General features: G+C 64.3%; 16 protein-coding genes. 6 read left to right on the forward strand and 10 right to left on the reverse strand.

Features of this window, described 5'->3' with window-relative positions:
• Positions 1-89 precede the first annotated feature (89 nt).
• On the reverse strand, positions 90-2,156 hold the full coding sequence (locus tag AC0L3B_RS34240) for a prolyl oligopeptidase family serine peptidase (protein ID WP_473381900.1): 2,067 nt from the start codon (positions 2,154-2,156) through the stop codon (positions 90-92).
• Between the two features lie 207 nt (positions 2,157-2,363).
• Here AC0L3B_RS34240 and AC0L3B_RS34245 point away from each other — a divergent pair, with 207 nt between their 5' ends.
• Positions 2,364-3,611 carry an MFS transporter gene (locus AC0L3B_RS34245; RefSeq protein ID WP_377791579.1) on the forward strand — a complete coding sequence of 416 codons (1,248 nt, stop codon included), beginning with the start codon at positions 2,364-2,366 and terminating at the stop codon, positions 3,609-3,611.
• Between the two features lie 141 nt (positions 3,612-3,752).
• Positions 3,753-4,997: an MFS transporter gene (locus tag AC0L3B_RS34250; RefSeq protein WP_473381906.1), complete on the forward strand. Its 1,245-nt coding sequence runs from the start codon at positions 3,753-3,755 to the stop codon at positions 4,995-4,997.
• On the opposite strand, the gene AC0L3B_RS34255 is transcribed toward AC0L3B_RS34250, so the two are convergent.
• The gene (locus AC0L3B_RS34255; RefSeq protein WP_377791577.1) at positions 4,989-5,423 is read right to left on the reverse strand and encodes a helix-turn-helix domain-containing protein; all 435 of its coding nucleotides are present in this window, start codon (positions 5,421-5,423) and stop codon (positions 4,989-4,991) included. The two genes, AC0L3B_RS34250 and AC0L3B_RS34255, sit on opposite strands and share 9 nt — an antisense overlap.
• Between AC0L3B_RS34255 and AC0L3B_RS34260 the strand changes: the two genes are divergently transcribed.
• Both AC0L3B_RS34260 and AC0L3B_RS34265 read left to right on the forward strand, forming a co-directional pair.
• Positions 5,396-6,379: a class I SAM-dependent methyltransferase gene (locus AC0L3B_RS34260; RefSeq protein ID WP_473381913.1), complete on the forward strand. Its 984-nt coding sequence runs from the start codon at positions 5,396-5,398 to the stop codon at positions 6,377-6,379. The two genes, AC0L3B_RS34255 and AC0L3B_RS34260, sit on opposite strands and share 28 nt — an antisense overlap.
• A complete protein-coding gene (locus tag AC0L3B_RS34265) occupies positions 6,372-6,884 on the forward strand; it encodes a DUF2938 domain-containing protein (protein WP_085349644.1) in 513 nt (170 codons plus the stop codon). Before AC0L3B_RS34260 ends, AC0L3B_RS34265 begins: the two co-directional genes overlap by 8 nt.
• Here the strand turns inward: AC0L3B_RS34265 and AC0L3B_RS34270 are convergent.
• Both AC0L3B_RS34270 and AC0L3B_RS34275 read right to left on the reverse strand, forming a co-directional pair.
• Positions 6,881-7,375 carry a VOC family protein gene (locus AC0L3B_RS34270; protein ID WP_018455996.1) on the reverse strand — a complete coding sequence of 165 codons (495 nt, stop codon included), beginning with the start codon at positions 7,373-7,375 and terminating at the stop codon, positions 6,881-6,883. The genes AC0L3B_RS34265 and AC0L3B_RS34270 overlap by 4 nt on opposite strands.
• A gap of 91 nt (positions 7,376-7,466) precedes the next feature.
• Complete coding sequence (locus AC0L3B_RS34275; protein WP_377828516.1) at positions 7,467-8,012, reverse strand: carboxymuconolactone decarboxylase family protein; 546 nt, start codon at positions 8,010-8,012, stop codon at positions 7,467-7,469.
• Between the two features lie 136 nt (positions 8,013-8,148).
• Here AC0L3B_RS34275 and AC0L3B_RS34280 point away from each other — a divergent pair, with 136 nt between their 5' ends.
• Together AC0L3B_RS34280 and AC0L3B_RS34285 are read left to right on the forward strand one after the other, a co-directional pair.
• Entirely contained in the window at positions 8,149-9,363 is a 1,215-nt protein-coding gene (locus AC0L3B_RS34280; protein WP_473381914.1) for an acyl-CoA dehydrogenase family protein, read from the forward strand.
• Between the two features lie 148 nt (positions 9,364-9,511).
• A complete protein-coding gene (locus AC0L3B_RS34285; RefSeq protein WP_085361900.1) occupies positions 9,512-10,651 on the forward strand; it encodes an acyl-CoA dehydrogenase family protein in 1,140 nt (379 codons plus the stop codon).
• Positions 10,652-10,843: 192 nt separating this feature from the next.
• On the opposite strand, the gene AC0L3B_RS34290 is transcribed toward AC0L3B_RS34285, so the two are convergent.
• The 6 genes from AC0L3B_RS34290 to AC0L3B_RS34315 all read right to left on the reverse strand — a co-directional run bounded on the left by AC0L3B_RS34290 (position 10,844) and on the right by AC0L3B_RS34315 (position 16,001).
• Complete coding sequence (locus AC0L3B_RS34290; RefSeq protein WP_026233067.1) at positions 10,844-11,881, reverse strand: amino acid ABC transporter substrate-binding protein; 1,038 nt, start codon at positions 11,879-11,881, stop codon at positions 10,844-10,846.
• Positions 11,882-11,934: 53 nt separating this feature from the next.
• Positions 11,935-12,528, reverse strand: a complete 594-nt coding sequence (locus AC0L3B_RS34295; RefSeq protein ID WP_007597994.1) for a L,D-transpeptidase — start codon at positions 12,526-12,528, stop codon at positions 11,935-11,937.
• 196 nt (positions 12,529-12,724) lie between these two features.
• A complete protein-coding gene (locus AC0L3B_RS34300) occupies positions 12,725-13,699 on the reverse strand; it encodes a hypothetical protein (protein WP_473381915.1) in 975 nt (324 codons plus the stop codon).
• An 84-nt stretch (positions 13,700-13,783) separates the two neighbouring features.
• A complete protein-coding gene (locus AC0L3B_RS34305; RefSeq protein ID WP_377791572.1) occupies positions 13,784-14,347 on the reverse strand; it encodes a thioredoxin family protein in 564 nt (187 codons plus the stop codon).
• Between the two features lie 31 nt (positions 14,348-14,378).
• Complete coding sequence (locus AC0L3B_RS34310; protein ID WP_018456004.1) at positions 14,379-15,077, reverse strand: cytochrome c biogenesis CcdA family protein; 699 nt, start codon at positions 15,075-15,077, stop codon at positions 14,379-14,381.
• A gap of 312 nt (positions 15,078-15,389) precedes the next feature.
• Positions 15,390-16,001, reverse strand: coding sequence for a sigma-70 family RNA polymerase sigma factor (locus tag AC0L3B_RS34315; protein ID WP_018456005.1), 612 nt, complete (start codon positions 15,999-16,001; stop codon positions 15,390-15,392).
• Between the last annotated feature and the right edge of the window lie 441 nt (positions 16,002-16,442).

Genomic DNA, 16,442 nt, shown 5'->3' on the forward strand with positions numbered 1-16,442 from the left:
GGCATCCACGTTCTTCGTGCACCAGCTAAGGCGTGGATGGCCCGGTCAAGCCCGGCCATGACCGTGCGGAGATGTCAGCGCCGCAAACGCTAGCCCTCGTCCTTCCACCCGATCTTGTCCTTTAAGAACCGAAAGCCAATCACCTCGAACCCGGCGCGCTCCTTGTTGTCCTTGCCGTAGCCGTGGCCACCGGCTTCAGGCTCGTAGAACCAGGCCTCGTAGCCCATGGCCTGGAGCTTTGCCGCCATCTTGCGCGCATGCCCGGGATGGACACGGTCGTCGCGCCGCGTGGTGGCGATCAGGATCGGCGGATACGGCTGGCCGGCCTTGACGTTGTGATAGGCGGAGTAGGACTTGAGCCAGTCCCACTCCTCGGGCTTGTCGGGATCGCCATATTCCGCGATCCAGCTCGCGCCGGCGAGCAGCTTGGTGTAGCGGCGCATATCGATCAGCGGGATGGTGCAGAACAGCGCGCCGAAACGTTCGGGGTATCGCACCAGCATGTTGGTGATGAGGATGCCGCCGTTCGATCCGCCCTGCGCGGCGATGCGCTTTGCCGTCGTCACACCGCGGCGGACGAGATCGGCGGCAACGGCGGCGAAATCGTCGTGCGACAGTTTCTTGCCGGCGAGCCGGCCGGCATCGTGCCAGCGCGTGCCGAATTCGCCGCCGCCGCGCAAATTCGCCTGCACCGTGGTGCCGCCACGCTCCAGCCACAGCTTGCCGAGCGACGGGTTGTAATACGGCTTCACCGAATGGGCGAAGCCGCCATAGGCGCTCATATAGACCGGTTCATCGCCGGTCTCGCCGGCGGGGCCGGTCTGTACATAGGGGATGCGTTCGCCGTCGGTCGAGATCGCTTCGTGCTGGGTCACCACGAGGCCGTCGGCGTTGAATGTTTTCGGCGCCTGCTTCAACACGGTCGGGCTCGCGACGCCGCGCTCGATCAGCAGCAACGACGGCGGCGTCAGCGGATCCTGCACATTGGCAAGCAGGTCGCCATTGCTCTCGGAGGGATGGCGATCCAGCGGCCAGATGTCGACGACGCCAATCTGCGGCAGGCCGCCGAGCGACGCGCGGCTCCAGCCTGTGGCCGACGGCGTGCAGATCTCGAATTGCGGCTGGAGCTCGTCGAGGATCGACAGCACCAGCTTGCCTCCGGTCCAGAACAGGCCTTGCAGGGCGCGGCGAGGTTCCGGCTCGAACAGCACCGCGAAATCGCGGCTGCCGGCGAGGAACGCCGAGAGCGACATGCCGAGCACGGTGTCGGCGGCATAGGTCTTGCCCTCGATCGACCAGGCTTCGCGCAGCTTCATCGCGAACCAGTCGCCATGCGCCTGCAACCAGATGCCGGTCGGCAGATCGAGCTTCGTCGTCGCACCGTCTGCATCGCGCAGCCAGAGCGCATGATTGAAGAAGTCGATCTGGTCGACGATCCAGCTGCGCGGGGCCGCAGCGGTGTCGTCGACGATGCCGGAGATCGCCATATGATCGGCCGTGGTCTCGATGATCACCTGCGCCTGATCGACAGGCTGGCCGCGTCGCCACAGGCGAACCGTCCGGGAATATCCCGAGCTCGTCGCCATGCCTTCGCCATGGGCGCTCGACAGCAGCAGCGTGTCGGCATCGAGCCAATCGGCGCCGCCCTTGGCTTCCGACAGCGCAAATCCGTCCGCAACGAAACTCTTGGTGTCGAGGTCGAATTCCCGCAAGGTGACGGCATCGCTGCCACCGCGCGACAGCCCCAAAATGGCGCGCGCGCTTCCCGGCTGCGTGGTGATGCCGCTCAGCAGCCAGTCCTCGCCTTCGCGTGCCGCGAGCTGGTCGACATCCAGCATGATTTCCCACGTCGGATGCGGTTTGCGAAACTCCGCGAGGGAAGTCTTCCGCCACAGGCCGCGCGGGTTGGTGGCGTCCTTCCAGAGATTGTGCAGTTCGGTGCCGCGGCGGCTGACATAGGGAATGTTGTCGGGACGATCGTAGATCGCCGCGAGGATGTCGCGATCGCGCGCGAAGGCCGCTCCGCCGAACGCGTCGAGTGTCAGGCTGTTCTGCCGCGTGACGAAATCGAGCGCCTGCTTGCCTTCGATCTCCTCCAGCCAGAGCCAGGGATCGTCGTCAGGAGCGCTGAGCGTAGGCCTGTCGTCGACGGACATGAACGAAACTCCGGAAGGTCGTGGCGGATAGGATTTGATCGAGCGCAAGCCGTCAAGTGCGCGGCCCATTATCATCGGCCCGATTGCGTCAGAGACATGGCCTGCGCCCGTTTGCGCCGGTTGCCCGCCCTCCCGCGTCCCGCCATAGTGCCGGGAATCAAGCGAGCCCTTGAAAGCACTTAAAAGCCCGTTGGGGCGGAAATGCCGATGCTGGATGTGACTGCAGCCAATGAGGTCGCCGCCGACGCCCGCGTGCGCGCCAATGTGGTGCGCCTTGCCGCCGCGCAGGCGCTGACCGGCGCCAATTCGGCGGTGATCTTCGCCACCGGCTCCATCGTCGGTGCGACGCTTGCACCCGACATGTCGCTCGCGACGGTACCGCTGTCGATGTACGTGCTGGGGCTTGCGGCCGGCACGCTGCCGACCGGCGCGATATCGAGTCGCTTCGGCCGCCGCTGGGCCTTCATCATCGGCACGGGCCTGGGTACGCTCACCGGCCTGCTCGGCTGCTTCGCGATCCTGCACGCTTCGTTTCCGTTGTTCTGTCTGGCGACTTTTCTCGGCGGCCTCTACGGCGCGGTGGCGCAGTCCTATCGCTTCGCTGCCGCCGACGGCGCCAGCGCGGCGTACCGACCCAAGGCGGTGTCCTGGGTAATGGCGGGCGGCGTGTTCGCCGGCGTGCTCGGTCCGCAGCTCGTGCAATGGACCATGGATGTCTGGCAGCCTTATCTCTTCGCCTTCAGCTTCTTGGTCCAGGCGGCTGTCGCGCTCATCGCGATGGGCATCGTCGCCGGGGTCGACATGCCGAAACCGGCGCCGGCCGATCTTCATGGCGGGCGGCCGCTGCTCGAGATCGTGACCCAGCCACGCTTCATCGCAGCGGCGCTGTGCGGCGTCATCTCCTACCCCATGATGAACCTGGTGATGACCTCGGCGCCGCTTGCCATGAAGCTGTGCGGCTTGAGCGTTTCAGATTCCAATTTCGGCATTCAATGGCACATCGTCGCCATGTACGGGCCGAGCTTCTTCACGGGCGCGCTGATCGCCCGCTTCGGCGCGCGCAAGGTCGTTGCCGCCGGCCTGCTGCTGGAGGCCGGCGCGGCCGGCATCGGCCTGTCCGGCATCACCGCGATGCATTTCTGGGCCACGCTGATCGTGCTCGGTGTCGGCTGGAACTTCTCCTTCATCGGCGCCTCGGCGCTGGTGCTGGAGACGCACCGGCCGCAGGAGCGCAACAAGGTGCAGGCCTTCAACGATTTCCTGGTGTTCGGCATGATGGCGATCGGCTCGTTCTCGTCCGGCCAACTGCTCGCCAGTTACGGCTGGTCCGCGGTGAACATGGTGGTGTTTCCGCCGGTGCTGCTCGGTCTCGCCGTGCTCTCGCTGGCGTCCTGGACCCGTCGCCGCAAAGCGCGGCTCGACGCGGCCATGGGCGAGTTCCCGGATGCGATCTGAGATGGCGGGAGGCTGTCAGCAGCGTTGATAGTTCGAGCCAGGTCGAAGTGATTTCTGAGGCTTGGATCGTTACATGATGCTCGTCATGAACAGGCGAGCGTGAAACACGGCGCTCGCGGGGGAAACCAAGGACAAGCGCAAATGCTCGATAACCCCCGACACGACGGATGCGTCGACGAATCCTCTCTCCGCTACGAAGGCTGGCGCATCGTTGCGGTCTGCTTCCTGCTCGCGACCTTCGGCTGGGGGCTCGGCTTCTACGGCCAGAGCGTCTATGTCGCCGAGCTCCAGCGTGCGCACGGCTGGTCGGCCTCGCTGATCTCGTCGGCCACGACGTTCTTCTATCTGTTCGGCGCGCTGCTCGTCGTCTTCGTCGGCGAAGCCGTCAACAAGTACGGCCCGCGCCTCGGCCTGATCGCAGGGACGCTGGCGATGTCGGCCGCGGCGGTCGCGATCGGCGCGGTGCGCGAACCGTGGCAGCTTTATCTCGCGAACGCCGTGCTCGCCTTCGGTTGGGCCGGCACGAGCCTGGCCATGATCACCAACACGATCAGCCTGTGGTTCGACCAGAAGCGCGGCATGGCGATCAGCCTCGCGCTGAACGGCGCAAGCTTCGGCGGCATCGTCGGCGTGCCGCTGCTGGTGACGTTGATCGGCCATGTCGGCTTCGCCAGCGCGATGTTTATCGTCGCCGGCGCCATGCTGGTACTGCTCGTGCCGGTGATCCTGATTGTCGTCGGCCGCCCGCCCGATCTCCATGGCCGGCGCGCCGCGACGAAAACGAAGCCGCAATCGTCGGCGCAGATTCGTAGCCAGGCGTTGCGCGATGTCGGCTTCCTCACCGTGACCATTGCCTTTGCTTTGGTGCTGTTCGCGCAGGTCGGCTTCATCGTCCACCTGATCTCGTTCCTCGATCCCGTGATCGGGCGCGAGCGCGCGGCCGTCGCGGTTGCGGTGCTGACCGCGATGGCGGTGATCGGCCGGGTGCTGTTCTCGCTGGTGATCGACCGACTCAACCAGCGGCTCGCCTCGGCGCTGTCGTTTCTGAGCCAGGCCGTGGCGCTTCTCGTCGTCATCAATTTGCACAATGATTACGTGCTGATCGCCGCCTGCGCGTTATTCGGCTTCTCGGTCGGCAATCTCATCACGCTGCCGTCGCTGATCGTGCAGCAGGAATTCGATTCCGCCTCGTTCGGCGTGCTGATCAGCCTCAACACCGCGATCAACCAGGTGACCTATGCGTTCGGCCCCGGCGTGGTCGGTTTTCTGCGCGATTTCTCCGGTGGCTATGAGCTGCCGTTCTATCTGGGTATTGCGCTGGAGCTGCTGGCGGCGGCGTTGATCATGGTGCGGGGGCACACAAGGCGATCGACCCCTTCAGTCTGATCGCGGCGCGCGCGGTGCCCGCTTGGGCGACCTCGCCTTTCCCGATGCCGCGACCCGCATGAGGCGGCGAAAATGCGGGCATTCCATGTGACTTGGCGCCGGACAGGCCGCGGCATGGCGCAGGCCGTCGCGCATCGCGATAAGCTTGCGGATCGTTCGGTCCAACTCGTCGGCCTTGGCGGCAAGCTTCCGCCGGTCGATACGCGGCCGTCCGTCGGGTGCGAACATCCGGGCAACTTCATCGAGCGAGAAGCCCGCCGCGCGCCCCAGCGCGATCAGCGCCAGGCGATCCAGGATCTCCAGATCGAACAGCCGGCGCAGGCCGCGCCTGCCGATCGGGGCAATCAACCGCTTTTCCTCATAGAATCGCAGCGTCGACGCCGGAACACCGGAGCGCCGTGCGACTTCGGCGATATCGATCGTCATCACGCCTCTTGACCTCAAGTTCACTTGAACTGGCAGTATGCCGCGTCCAACGCCGCCAAGGCAAGACGAAAGGGGAAACCATCATGGACGCTATGCAGAAGGCGATTGAGCAGATGAGGCTTTGGAATGGTCCCGCCGGACGCGCCTGGGTCGAGACCCAAGACATCCTGGATGAGATGTTCAAGCAATTCGAGAGGCCGCTGTGCGAGGCCGTTCCTGCCGGCTCCAATCGTCGCGTCCTGGACGTCGGCTGCGGCACTGGTGGTCTGACCGTTGCGGTCGCGCGAAAGCTCGGGCAAGGCGGCCGTGTGGTCGGCATCGACATCTCCGCGCCGATGATCGGGGCGGCGCTGGCCCGCGCCGAGCGCGAAGGCACCTCGGCCAGCTTTATCTGCGCCGATGCGCAGCACCATAAATTCGACCCGGCGAGCTTCGATACGATCATTTCACGTCTCGGCGTGATGTTCTTCGAAGACTTCGTTGCGGCCTTCGCAAATCTGAGGCGCGCTGCCGCCGAAGGCGCCGGGCTCGCCGTCGTTGCATGGCGGGGCGCAGCGGAGAATCCGTTCATGACGGCGGCCGAACGAGCCGCCGCGCCCCTTCTGCCGAATATGCCTGCCCGTCCATCCGGCGGTCCGGGGCAGTTCGCCTTCGCTGACAAAGATCGGGTCAGGACCATCCTGCTGGAGAGCGGCTGGACCGAGATCGACATCCGGCCGGTGGATATTCCATGCCGCTTTCCTGCCAGCGAACTCGCTCGCTATGTCGGTTGGCTGGGACCCGTCGGAACGATCCTGCAGGACGCCGACAGGGGATTGCGCGAAAGGGTCGTGGATGCGGTGCGGCCCGCCTTCGCCCCCTACGTGGAGGCAGATGCGATCCGTTTTACCGCCGCATGCTGGATGATCCAGGCGCGGGCTTCAGCCGACGCGGCAGGCGAGGTCTCGAATGGGTGAAATGATTGAATTTCTGGTCGGCGCCGCCTTGATCGGATCCGGTGCAACGGCCGTGATCGATGGTTGGGCAGTTCTCCGCGCGCATGTTCTTGGAATCCCATCGCTAGACTATGGACTCCTAGGTCGCTGGCTCATCCTGCTCGCGCGCGGACAGTATCGGCATCTTAAGATCGCGGCACCCGATCCGGCTCCACGCGAGCGCCTGATTGGGTGGGCCGCGCACTACCTGATCGGCATTGCGTTCGCGGCCGTCTTGCTGGCGATCTGGGGGCTCGATTGGCTGCATTCCCCGCGTGTCGGCCCCGCATTGATCGTCGGAATCGGCAGCGCGGCGGCACCTTTCCTGATCATGCAGCCGGGCATGGGCCTCGGCATTGCTGCCCATCGCGCGCCACGTCCCAACGTGGCGCGTCTCAACACGCTACTCACGCATGCCGTGTTCGGCGTCGGGCTCTATGCGGCCGGATGGGTCCTGAGGCTCGTGCAGTGGCGAGGTGCGGACTAGGCCTCCCGCTGCTTCAGCAGCTCCTCCACATCCAGCCGCTTCGTGAACATCGAAAGCTTGCCGTCCGGCCCGAATGGCCATTGCTCCCGCGGCTTGTCCCAATACAGCTCCACACCGTTCTGGTCCGGATCGCGCAAATACAGCGCCTCGCTGACGCCGTGGTCGCTGGCGCCGTCGAGCGCAATGCCGGCCGAGAGCACGCGGTGCAACGCATCCGCCAGCGCCGGCCGCGTCGGATAGAGGATCGCGGTGTGATAGAGCCCGGTCGCATCAGGCGGCGGCGGCGAGCCGCCCTTGCTCTCCCAGGTGTTGAGCCCGATGTGGTGGTGATAGCCGCCGGCCGAGATGAAGGCCGCGCCCGAGCCCATGCGCTGCATCAGCTCGAAACCGAGCACGCCGCAATAGAAGCCCAGCGCGCGATCGAGATCGGCGACTTTGAGATGGACGTGGCCGATCCTGGTGCCGGCGGCGACGGCTTGGTTTTGCGACATGCGGCTGCTCCGTTGATTAACTCCACATAAGTCCGGCCTCGGGACAGTGCTACCGGCCGATCCCGAAACCCAGCGTTTCCGGATAGGCAACTTACGACAGCTCCCGCACCTCGCCCTCCGGCAGCTCGAACTCAAACGTGTTCAGCGTCATCGACACCAGCGTGTAATAGCCGCAGAGACCAATCACCTCGACCACGCCGCGCTCGCCGAGCAGCTTCACCGCCTCGTCATAGAGGCCCTTCTCGACGCCGTGGCCCTCATGCAGCGATTTTGCGACGTCGTAGATCATCTTAGCCCTGGGATCGTCGAAGACGGGCGTGCGGCGGTCGCGGATCGCGTCGATGATGTCAGGGTCCATGCCGCCCGCAAGCGCCAGCCGCTTGTGCGCGTACCATTCGTAATGGGCGGTCCAGTGCCGCGCCGTCACCAGGATCGCGATCTCCGAAAGTTTCGCGGGAAATATCGTATCGTAACGCAGGACCTCGCCGAGCCGCGTGGCGTGACGGGCCATGTCGGGGCTGTTGAGCCAGGCCATCATCGGCGCCGGCGGCTTGCCGCGCTTGCCGGCAATCGACTCGTCATAGGTCTGCCGCTGGCTCTCGTTCATTTCGCCAGGCGAAAGAAGCTTCAGGCGCATTGTTGTTTCCTCTTTGTTTTCAAGCTCGCCGTGGCGGCGACTATAGCGGATGCGTGACACGGAAGTGGTTGAATTCCGCGGGAGCTTGGCCCAGAGTCGCGCCCAACAAACCGACATAGATTGATGGAAACGACCCATGACTGACTCCAGGGCCAGCGAGACTGAGACCGCCGATCTCGAAACATTCCGCAGCGAAACGCGCGCCTGGTTGGAAGCCAATTGCCCGCCGGAAATGCGCAAGCCCGCGACGTCCGACGCCGACGTGTTCTGGGGTGGACGTAACGCAAAATTTTCGTCCGAGCCGCAATGCATCTGGTTCGAACGCATGCGCGACAAGGGCTGGACCGTACCGGACTGGCCGAAGGAATATGGCGGTGGGGGCTTAAGCGCCGCCGAGCACAAGGTGCTGCGCGCGGAGATGGCCAGGATCGGCGCGCGGCCCCCGCTGTCGAGCTTCGGGATCTGGATGCTCGGGCCGGCGCTGCTGAAATACGGCAACGATGCCCAGAAGAAGGAGCATCTGCCAAAGATCGCCGCGGGCCTGATCCGCTGGTGTCAGGGCTATTCCGAACCGAACGCCGGCTCCGATCTCGCCTCGCTGCAGACCCGCGCCGAGAGCGACGGCGATCATTTCGTCATCACCGGCCAGAAGATCTGGACGTCCTACGCCAACTACGCCGACTGGATCTTCTGCCTCGTCCGCACCGATCCCGCCGCAAAGAAGCACGACGGCATCAGCTTCATCCTGTTCGACATGACCTCGAAGGGCGTGACGACCAAGCCGATCCTGCTGATCTCCGGCTACTCGCCGTTCTGCGAGACGTTCTTCGACAATGTCCGCGTGCCGAAATCGCATGTGGTGGGCACCGTCAACCGCGGTTGGGACGTCGCAAAATATCTGCTTCAGCACGAGCGCGCGATGATATCAGGCATGGGCGAGCGCGGCGTCGGCCGTCCGCTCGGCCAGATCGCGGCCGATTCCCTCGGCACCGATGCGCAGGGACGGCTCGACGATTCCATGCTGCGTGGCCGGATCGCCAGCTTCGACGTCGACGAAGCGGCTCTTGCCGCCTGCGCCGAGCGCGCGGTCGATCTCGCCAAGGCCGGTCAGGCCCATCCGGCGTTCTCGTCGGCGATGAAATATTACGGGACCGAGCTCAACAAGCGCCGTTACGAGATCCTGATGTCGGCCGGCGGCGTCGATGCGCTGGAATGGGAGAGCGAGCGTTCGAAACAAGGAGCGCGTCCGCGCGCCTGGCTGCGGACCAAGGCCAACTCGATCGAGGGCGGCACCACCGAGGTCATGCTCGGCATCGTCGCCAAGCGCATCCTCGATTTGCCGGGGGCGTAACCCCAGCGTCGTTCCGGGGCGGTCCGCAGGACCGAACTAAGGTGCGCGGTTGCGCACCTGAGAACCTCGAAATTCCGGGTTCACGCTTCGCGTGCCCCGGAATGACAACAACAGACATGCATTCCGCCAGACGTTAGAGACATTGCACATGGCCCTCGTCCTCACCGAAGAACAATCGATGCTCCGCGACAGCGCGCGCGGGCTGATCAGCGACAAGGCGCCGGTGTCGCATTTGCGGCATCTGCGCGATAGCAAAGACCCCATCGGCTTCTCCAGGGAGTTTTGGCATTCCTTCGCCGAGATGGGTTTTGCCGGCTTGCTGGTGCCGGAAGAGTTCGGCGGCAGCGGCCTCGGCTATGTCGAGGCCGGGGTGGTGATGGAGGAGATCGGCCGCACGCTGATGCCCTCGCCCTTCCTCGCGACCAGCGTGGTCGCGGCCTCGGCACTGAACCGTGGCGGCAATGCCGCGCAGAAGTCGGAGTATCTGCCGAAGATTTCCAACGGCTCCCTGCTCGCGACGCTCGCGATCGACGAGGGCGCAAAACACCGCCCGCTTCAGACCTGCCTCCAGGCCGTGCGCGCCGGCAACGGCTTCAAACTCTCCGGCGCCAAGGCGCTGGTGGTCGACGGTCACGTTGCCGATCTCCTCATCGTCGCTGCGCGTACGGCGGGTTCGGCCGGCGAGCGCGAGGGGCTGACGCTGTTCCTGGTCAACCCCAAGGCCAAGGGCGTTGCGATCGAGCGCACCATCATGGTCGACGCGCACAATGCGGCGCGGATCGAGCTTGCCAATGTCGAGGTCGATGCCGACAGCGTGCTCGGCGAAGTCGACCAGGGAGCCGGCTTGCTCCACGGCGTGCTCGATATCGGGCGGGGCGCAGTGGCCTCCGAAATGGTGGGTCTGAGCGAAGAGGTGTTCAACCGTACCGTCGAGTACCTGAAGAGCCGCAAGCAGTTCGGCAAGCTGATCGGCGAATTCCAGGCGCTGCAGCACCGCGCCGCCGAACTCTATGTCGATATCGAGATCACCCGCGCCGCCGTGATGAAGGCGCTGCAAGCGCTCGATACGGACGTCGCCAAGGCGGCGTCAGCCGTCGCAGTGGCGAAAGCCCGCGCCGGCACCACCGCCACGCGCGCGGTGCAGGAAGGCGTGCAGATGCATGGCGGCATGGGCATGACCGACCAGTTCGACATCGGCTTCTTCATGAAGCGCGCGCGCGTGTGCGAGGAATTGTTCGGCGACGCCAATTACCACACCGAGCAGCTGGCAAGGGCGCGGGGGTATTGAGGCGAGGGTACCAATGGGCACAGCTGCGCCTCGAATAGAGGTGTCGTCCCGGCGAAGGCCGGGACCCATAACCCCAGGGAGCAGTTTGAGAAAGACTCGGAGTTGCTAGCTGCCGCTACAATTTCCGATGGTGGTTATGGGTCCCGGCCCCCCGTGCGCAATTGCGCACTAGGCCGGGACGACAAAGACCTCTTACCGCACCGGCGGCGCGTACTGCACGCCGCCCGCATTCCACAGCTGGTTCATGCCGCGCGGGATCTTCAGCTTCGACTTCTCGCCGATGTTGCGCTCGTACATCTCGCCGTAATTGCCGACGTGGCGGATGATGCGGACCACCCAATCCTTGGTCAGGCCGAGCTGCTCCCCGTAATTGCCCTCGGTGCCGACCAGCCGCATCACTTCCGGCTTCTTCGACTTCAGGGCTTCGTCGATGTTCTCCGAGGAGACGCCGAGCTCCTCGGCGTTGATCATCGCGTACAGCGTCCACTTCACGATCATCATCCAGTCGTCGTCGCGCTGGCGTACGACGGGGGCGAGCGGCTCCTTGGAGATCATGTCCGGCAGGATCATGCTGTCGCCGGGCTTCGACAGGTTCAATCTCAGTGCGTAGAGCTGGGAGACGTCGGCGGAGAGCGTGTCGCATTTGCCGGTGTCGTAGGCTTTCACGACGTCGTCCAGCTTGTCGAACTTCACCTCTTCATACTTCATGTTGTTGGCACGGAAGTAATCCGCGACATTGAGCGCCGTGGTGGTCCCGGTCTGGACGCAGACCTTGCTCCCGGTCAGGTCCAGCGCGGTCTCCTTGTTGCGCGCGCGCGGCAGCATGAAGCCTGCGCCGTCGTAATAGGCGACCGCGGGGAAATAGAGATCGTAGTCGAGCTCGCGCGCCATGCTCCAGGTCGAGTTGCGCGAGAGGATGTCCACTTTCCGGCTCTGCAATTCCTTGAAGCGCTCGTTGGCATCGAGCGCGACGAATTTCGCCTTGCTCGGGTCGTTGAAGATCGCGGAAGCCACCGCGCGGCAGAAATCGACGTCGAAGCCGGTCCAGTTGCCCTTGTCGTCGGGGATCGAGAAGCCCGGCAGGCCCTTGTTGACGCCGCACAGCACTTCGCCGCGGCGGACGGTGCGCTTCAACGTGCGGGTGTCGTAGAATTCATAGATGATGGCCAGGACGGCGACCAGCACGGCGACTGCGAGCCCGATCAGCAGGCCGCCACGAAAAGTGCGCATCATGTTGCTCTCTCGAAAAATCGGGAAAAGGAATATTCGCTAATGCGAGGAGATCAGAGTTCGGGCTTCTGCCGGATGACGACCTTGGTGCCGACAGGGACGCGATCGTAGAGATCGGCGACGTCGCGGTTGACGAGTCGGAAGCAGCCGGAGGAGACCTTGGTGCCGATCGTGTCGGGCCGGTTGGTGCCGTGGATGCGGTAGACCGTGGTGCCCAGATACATGGCGCGCGCACCGAGCGGATTACCGGGGCCGCCGGCCATGAAGCGCGGCAGATAAGGCTGGCGCTGGATCATCTCCGGCGGCGGCGTCCAGTCCGGCCACTCCTTCTTGTTGGTGATGTTCACCAGACCCTGCCACTGAAAACCGTCGCGGCCGACGCCGATGCCGTAGCGGATCGCACGACCGCCAGGCTGCACCAGATAGAGATGCCGTTCGGCGGTCGAGATGATGAGGGTGCCGGGCGCTTCGGTGGTGCGGAAGTAGACGACCTGCTTCTGCCATTCCGGATCGAGTTCATAGGCATCGTCGGCGACCAGGCCCGGCTCGTCGCCGCGGTCGGGCTGCTGGGCGTAGGCGTGGGGCGCGGACAGGATCAGGCCGATCGCAGCCACAAACATCCCGGTCAGGCGACGAAAATCCGTCATTTCAAGCTCTCCCCGCGGCCAAAGCCAAATCATCTGGAACCATCAAATCTCAGGGCCATCTTCATGGCAAGTTCAAGGCACCCTTAGACCATATGTCACGAGAATGCTTTGGTTTTTTGACGGACCGCGCGCAATGCCACAAACGGGGGATGGCGCGAAAAGCAGTGGTCGCAGCATCCTCACCGCGCGCGGCCTGTCAGATCTGGTTATTCTCAGCCGCGATCCCGAGCCGCCGGACGATCTCCGTCCCCACGGCCCGGGCCTCAGGCCTCGAACCGATGCGAGGGCTGCGAAACCGTTGTCCTGACTGCAATCGGATCACGACGATGCAGTGCTCGTCCTCGGAGCGGCCGCGGCGCTCGACCGTGATCGTCTTGACGTCGCGCCCTTCGATGTGGTCGGCGCGCAACGTGCCGTCGCCCCACAGGCGTTCGATCCGGATATCGCCCTGGCGGATGATCCAGAACGCGCCGGTCACAAGGTTGGCATAACGGGAAACGCCAAAAGCGGCGAGCGCGCCGACGGGCAGCAGCACGATGTCGACCGACCCGGGCGACAGGCCACGCCAGAGCCTGTAGGCGTAGGGAACGGCGCACAATGCGACGACGATCAGTGCGATGATCCTGATGTCTCTCTTCGAGAACGGCTCGAGGGGGTCGCCGAGACGCATCTCGGGATTGCTGGCATCGAGCGGATTGACCGGAGACTCGACGTCGGGGACGTCGAATTGCGCGGCGATCCGCGCCACCGTGTCGTGCACATGGGTGACGTCGGAGATCGGCGGCGATGTCAGGCGCTCACCGGAGGCCAAGGTGAAGGCGAGCTGGAAGCGGGCTTTCGCCCTCTTGCTGCCGGGAACCTGCAATCCCCTGATGTCGTGCTTGGCGACGATCCGCGTCCGCAGTCTTCCGAACGGGCGCTGCTCGCCGATCAAGATCTCGTCCGGCGTGATGATCCACACCACCGCCGGCGCCAGCATGATGATTCCGACGAACGCGGCTCCCACCAGCAGGGCGACCACGGAGATGGTCACTTCCAGGATGTCATGGGTGAACAGGCCCGGCGTGAAGCACAGCGCAACGGCGGCCGCAAAGCCGGACATGACCAGCCGCTGCGCAATCGAGGCGCCTTCACGAAGGCGAATGTCGGTGCTGTTAGTGGCGTCGTCCATCGCGGGCGGCTGATTACGTGGCCCGCGAAACTCCACGGACGGGTCCGTGGAGTCAAGCAACAAGGGCGCGACCCGTGCCGGGCGTCAGCTATTGGCGTTCAGCAGCTTTGCCACGGTGCGATCGATCTCGTCATAGCGGCCTTCGCCCTCGTGCTGGAACACGATCTTGCCGTCCTGGTCGATGATGTACTGCGCCGGCCAATATCGGTTGCGGTAAGCGTTCCAGGTCCTGGAATCATTGTCCTGCGCCACCGGATAGGTGATGCCGTGGCGCTTCAGGGCGGCCTGCACATTGGACGCCGAGCGCTCGAACGGGAATTCCGGCGTGTGCACGCCGACCACGACGAGGCCCTTGTCCTTGTACTTGGCATAGAGATCGGTGACGTGCGGCAATGTGTTGACGCAGTTGACGCAGCCATAGGTCCAGAAGTCCACCAGCACGACCTTGCCGCGGAGATCGGCGATATTAAGCGGCTTCGAGTTGAACCAGTTGTTGATGCCGGCGAAGTCGGGCGCGGTGTCCTGGCTGGCGGCGGCGGTGACGACAGGGACAGCGCGCGCGGCCTCGTCGCAGATGCCGGGGATGACGGCGCCTGTTACGGCGATGCCGATCAGTGCGGCGGAGACGGCGAGCAGTTTGAAAGTCATGGAAAGATCCTCCGGTGAAAATGAGTGATGATCACAGGCCGATCTGGCCGGTGGGATAGAAGCCGGTGAGCCACGCCACGATCAGCGTGTCGTATTGGAAATAGGCGGCGAGCGCGAAGCCGATCACGACGACGCCAAAGCCCTGCTGCAGCCGCGGCGAGATGCGCGCGAGACTGCGCACCCGCGTGGTGGCGGCTTGCCCGCCATAGGCGATCGCCAGCATGGGAATCGCCGCGCCGATGGCGTAGGCGATCAGCAGCGTGCCGGCCCAGGTCGCCTTCTCAGTCGTTGCGACCAGCGTCAGGATCGAGCCGAGCACCGGGCCGGCACAGGGCGTCCAGACCAGGCCGAGCGTGGTGCCGAGCACGAGCCCGCCGAGTGCGCCCTCGCGCTGCGTGGCGCTGGAGTTGCCGAGATCGAGCCAGCCGTTGAGCCGGATCGACAGCCATTCGAACGGTGCCGGCCACAGCATCAACAGGCCGAAGCCGAGCAGCAGGATCGAGGCCGCTTCGCGCAGCACGTTCGGATCGAAATTAAACAGCCGCGTGATGGCGCCGAGCAGCAGCGCGGTCGCGGAGAACGAGATGACGAAGCCGAGCGCGATCATCGCCGGACGAAGATGCGAGCTGCGGCCGATTGAGGCGCCGAGCAGGATCGGCAGCATCGGCAGCGTGCACGGCGCGGCGATGGTGAGGATGCCGGCGAGGGCAGCGAAGAGAAGTTCGAGCATGGGGCACTCGTGGAGAGGGTCACGAGGGCAGTTCGGGATGAGCGAGGCAGTCGTTACGCCGCGTCACGCCTTCGTGACGGGAGTGCTGCTGCCGCAGCTGTCTGCCCCAAACACAAAACGACCCGGAGGGGGGCATCCCGTCCGGGTCGTTGGAGGTCTTGGGAGGTTTAACGAAACCGTATGTGAGCTTTATAGGAGGGAAGTTTTTCCGCCTGATGTTGTGCTTTGTTTCAATTGTTTCGTCGGCGGTAACACTTCCGTGTCCGGGGTAGGGTCTAAACTTGTGTCCTATCCCATTGAAATATCTGAATTTCAGGCGGCGAAGCGCTCGACGCCACAGCCCTTAAGCAATTCGGCGAGTTGCTTGCGGGCGTAGAACATCCGGGTCTTCACCGTGCTCTGGGGGATGCCGATGATCTGCCCGACCTCCTCCACCGACTTCTCGTGGTAGTAGACAAGCGTGATGATCTCGCGATGCGCGGGCGACAGCTTCTGAACGCAGGCGCGCAGGATGGCGCTGGTGTCGCTGCGGTCGAGCGAGGTCTCCGGCGTGTCGCAACCATCGGCGATCTGGCGCACGTCTTCCTGGTCGATATCTTCGAAGCGGCGCTGGCGCATCGCAGTCAGCGCCTTGAAGCGAGCGATCGAGAGCAGCCAGGTCGAAACCTGCGAGCGGCCCTGGAATTGGCCGGCGGTCCGCCACACGTCCAGAAACACCTGGCTGACCAGGTCTTCCGCCGTGGTCGCGTCGCGCACGATCCGCAGGATGAAGCGGTAGACGCGCACATTGTGCCGGCAATAAAGGATGTGCATGGACGTCCGGTTGCCGTCGGCAATGCTTTCGAGAAGCATGTCGTCCGAGGTCGCCTGAGCGGCAATGATGCTCTGGCTGGCTTGGGCGTTGATGGCGATGACGTTCGGCATTGACTTGGCTCCCCGTAGCGCCGCAACCGAGCGGCGTTTCCTTGGACCAAAGTGTTAATGAGCCAACGTTTCGGGACGTCTGCACGAAAAGCGGAAAATGGTTTCGTGCGCCGACAAATTGTTTCGTCGAATTAGCCGCCACGAAACATTCGGGGCAAAAAAGCGTGTAATTTCAATGTACGGAAAATACGGGGGTGGGATTAGGGCGAGCGGATGCGCCGGGAACGTATTTCGGGCCTTTGCGTTCGCACTCCCGTGTCGTCCTGGACAAGCGAGCAAAGCGAGCGCCGATCCATGACCCATGACCCCAGGGAGACGTTTTGCGGAAACGCGTGGTTGCCAGCCTCGCGCCACAATCTCTGCCTGGGGTAATGGGTCCCCTGAGTTCACAAACGAAGTGCAACACTTCCATCTGGAGGTGTTGCCATGGGGCGGACTTAC

This window comes from Bradyrhizobium sp. Kon56 (genome assembly GCF_055807635.1).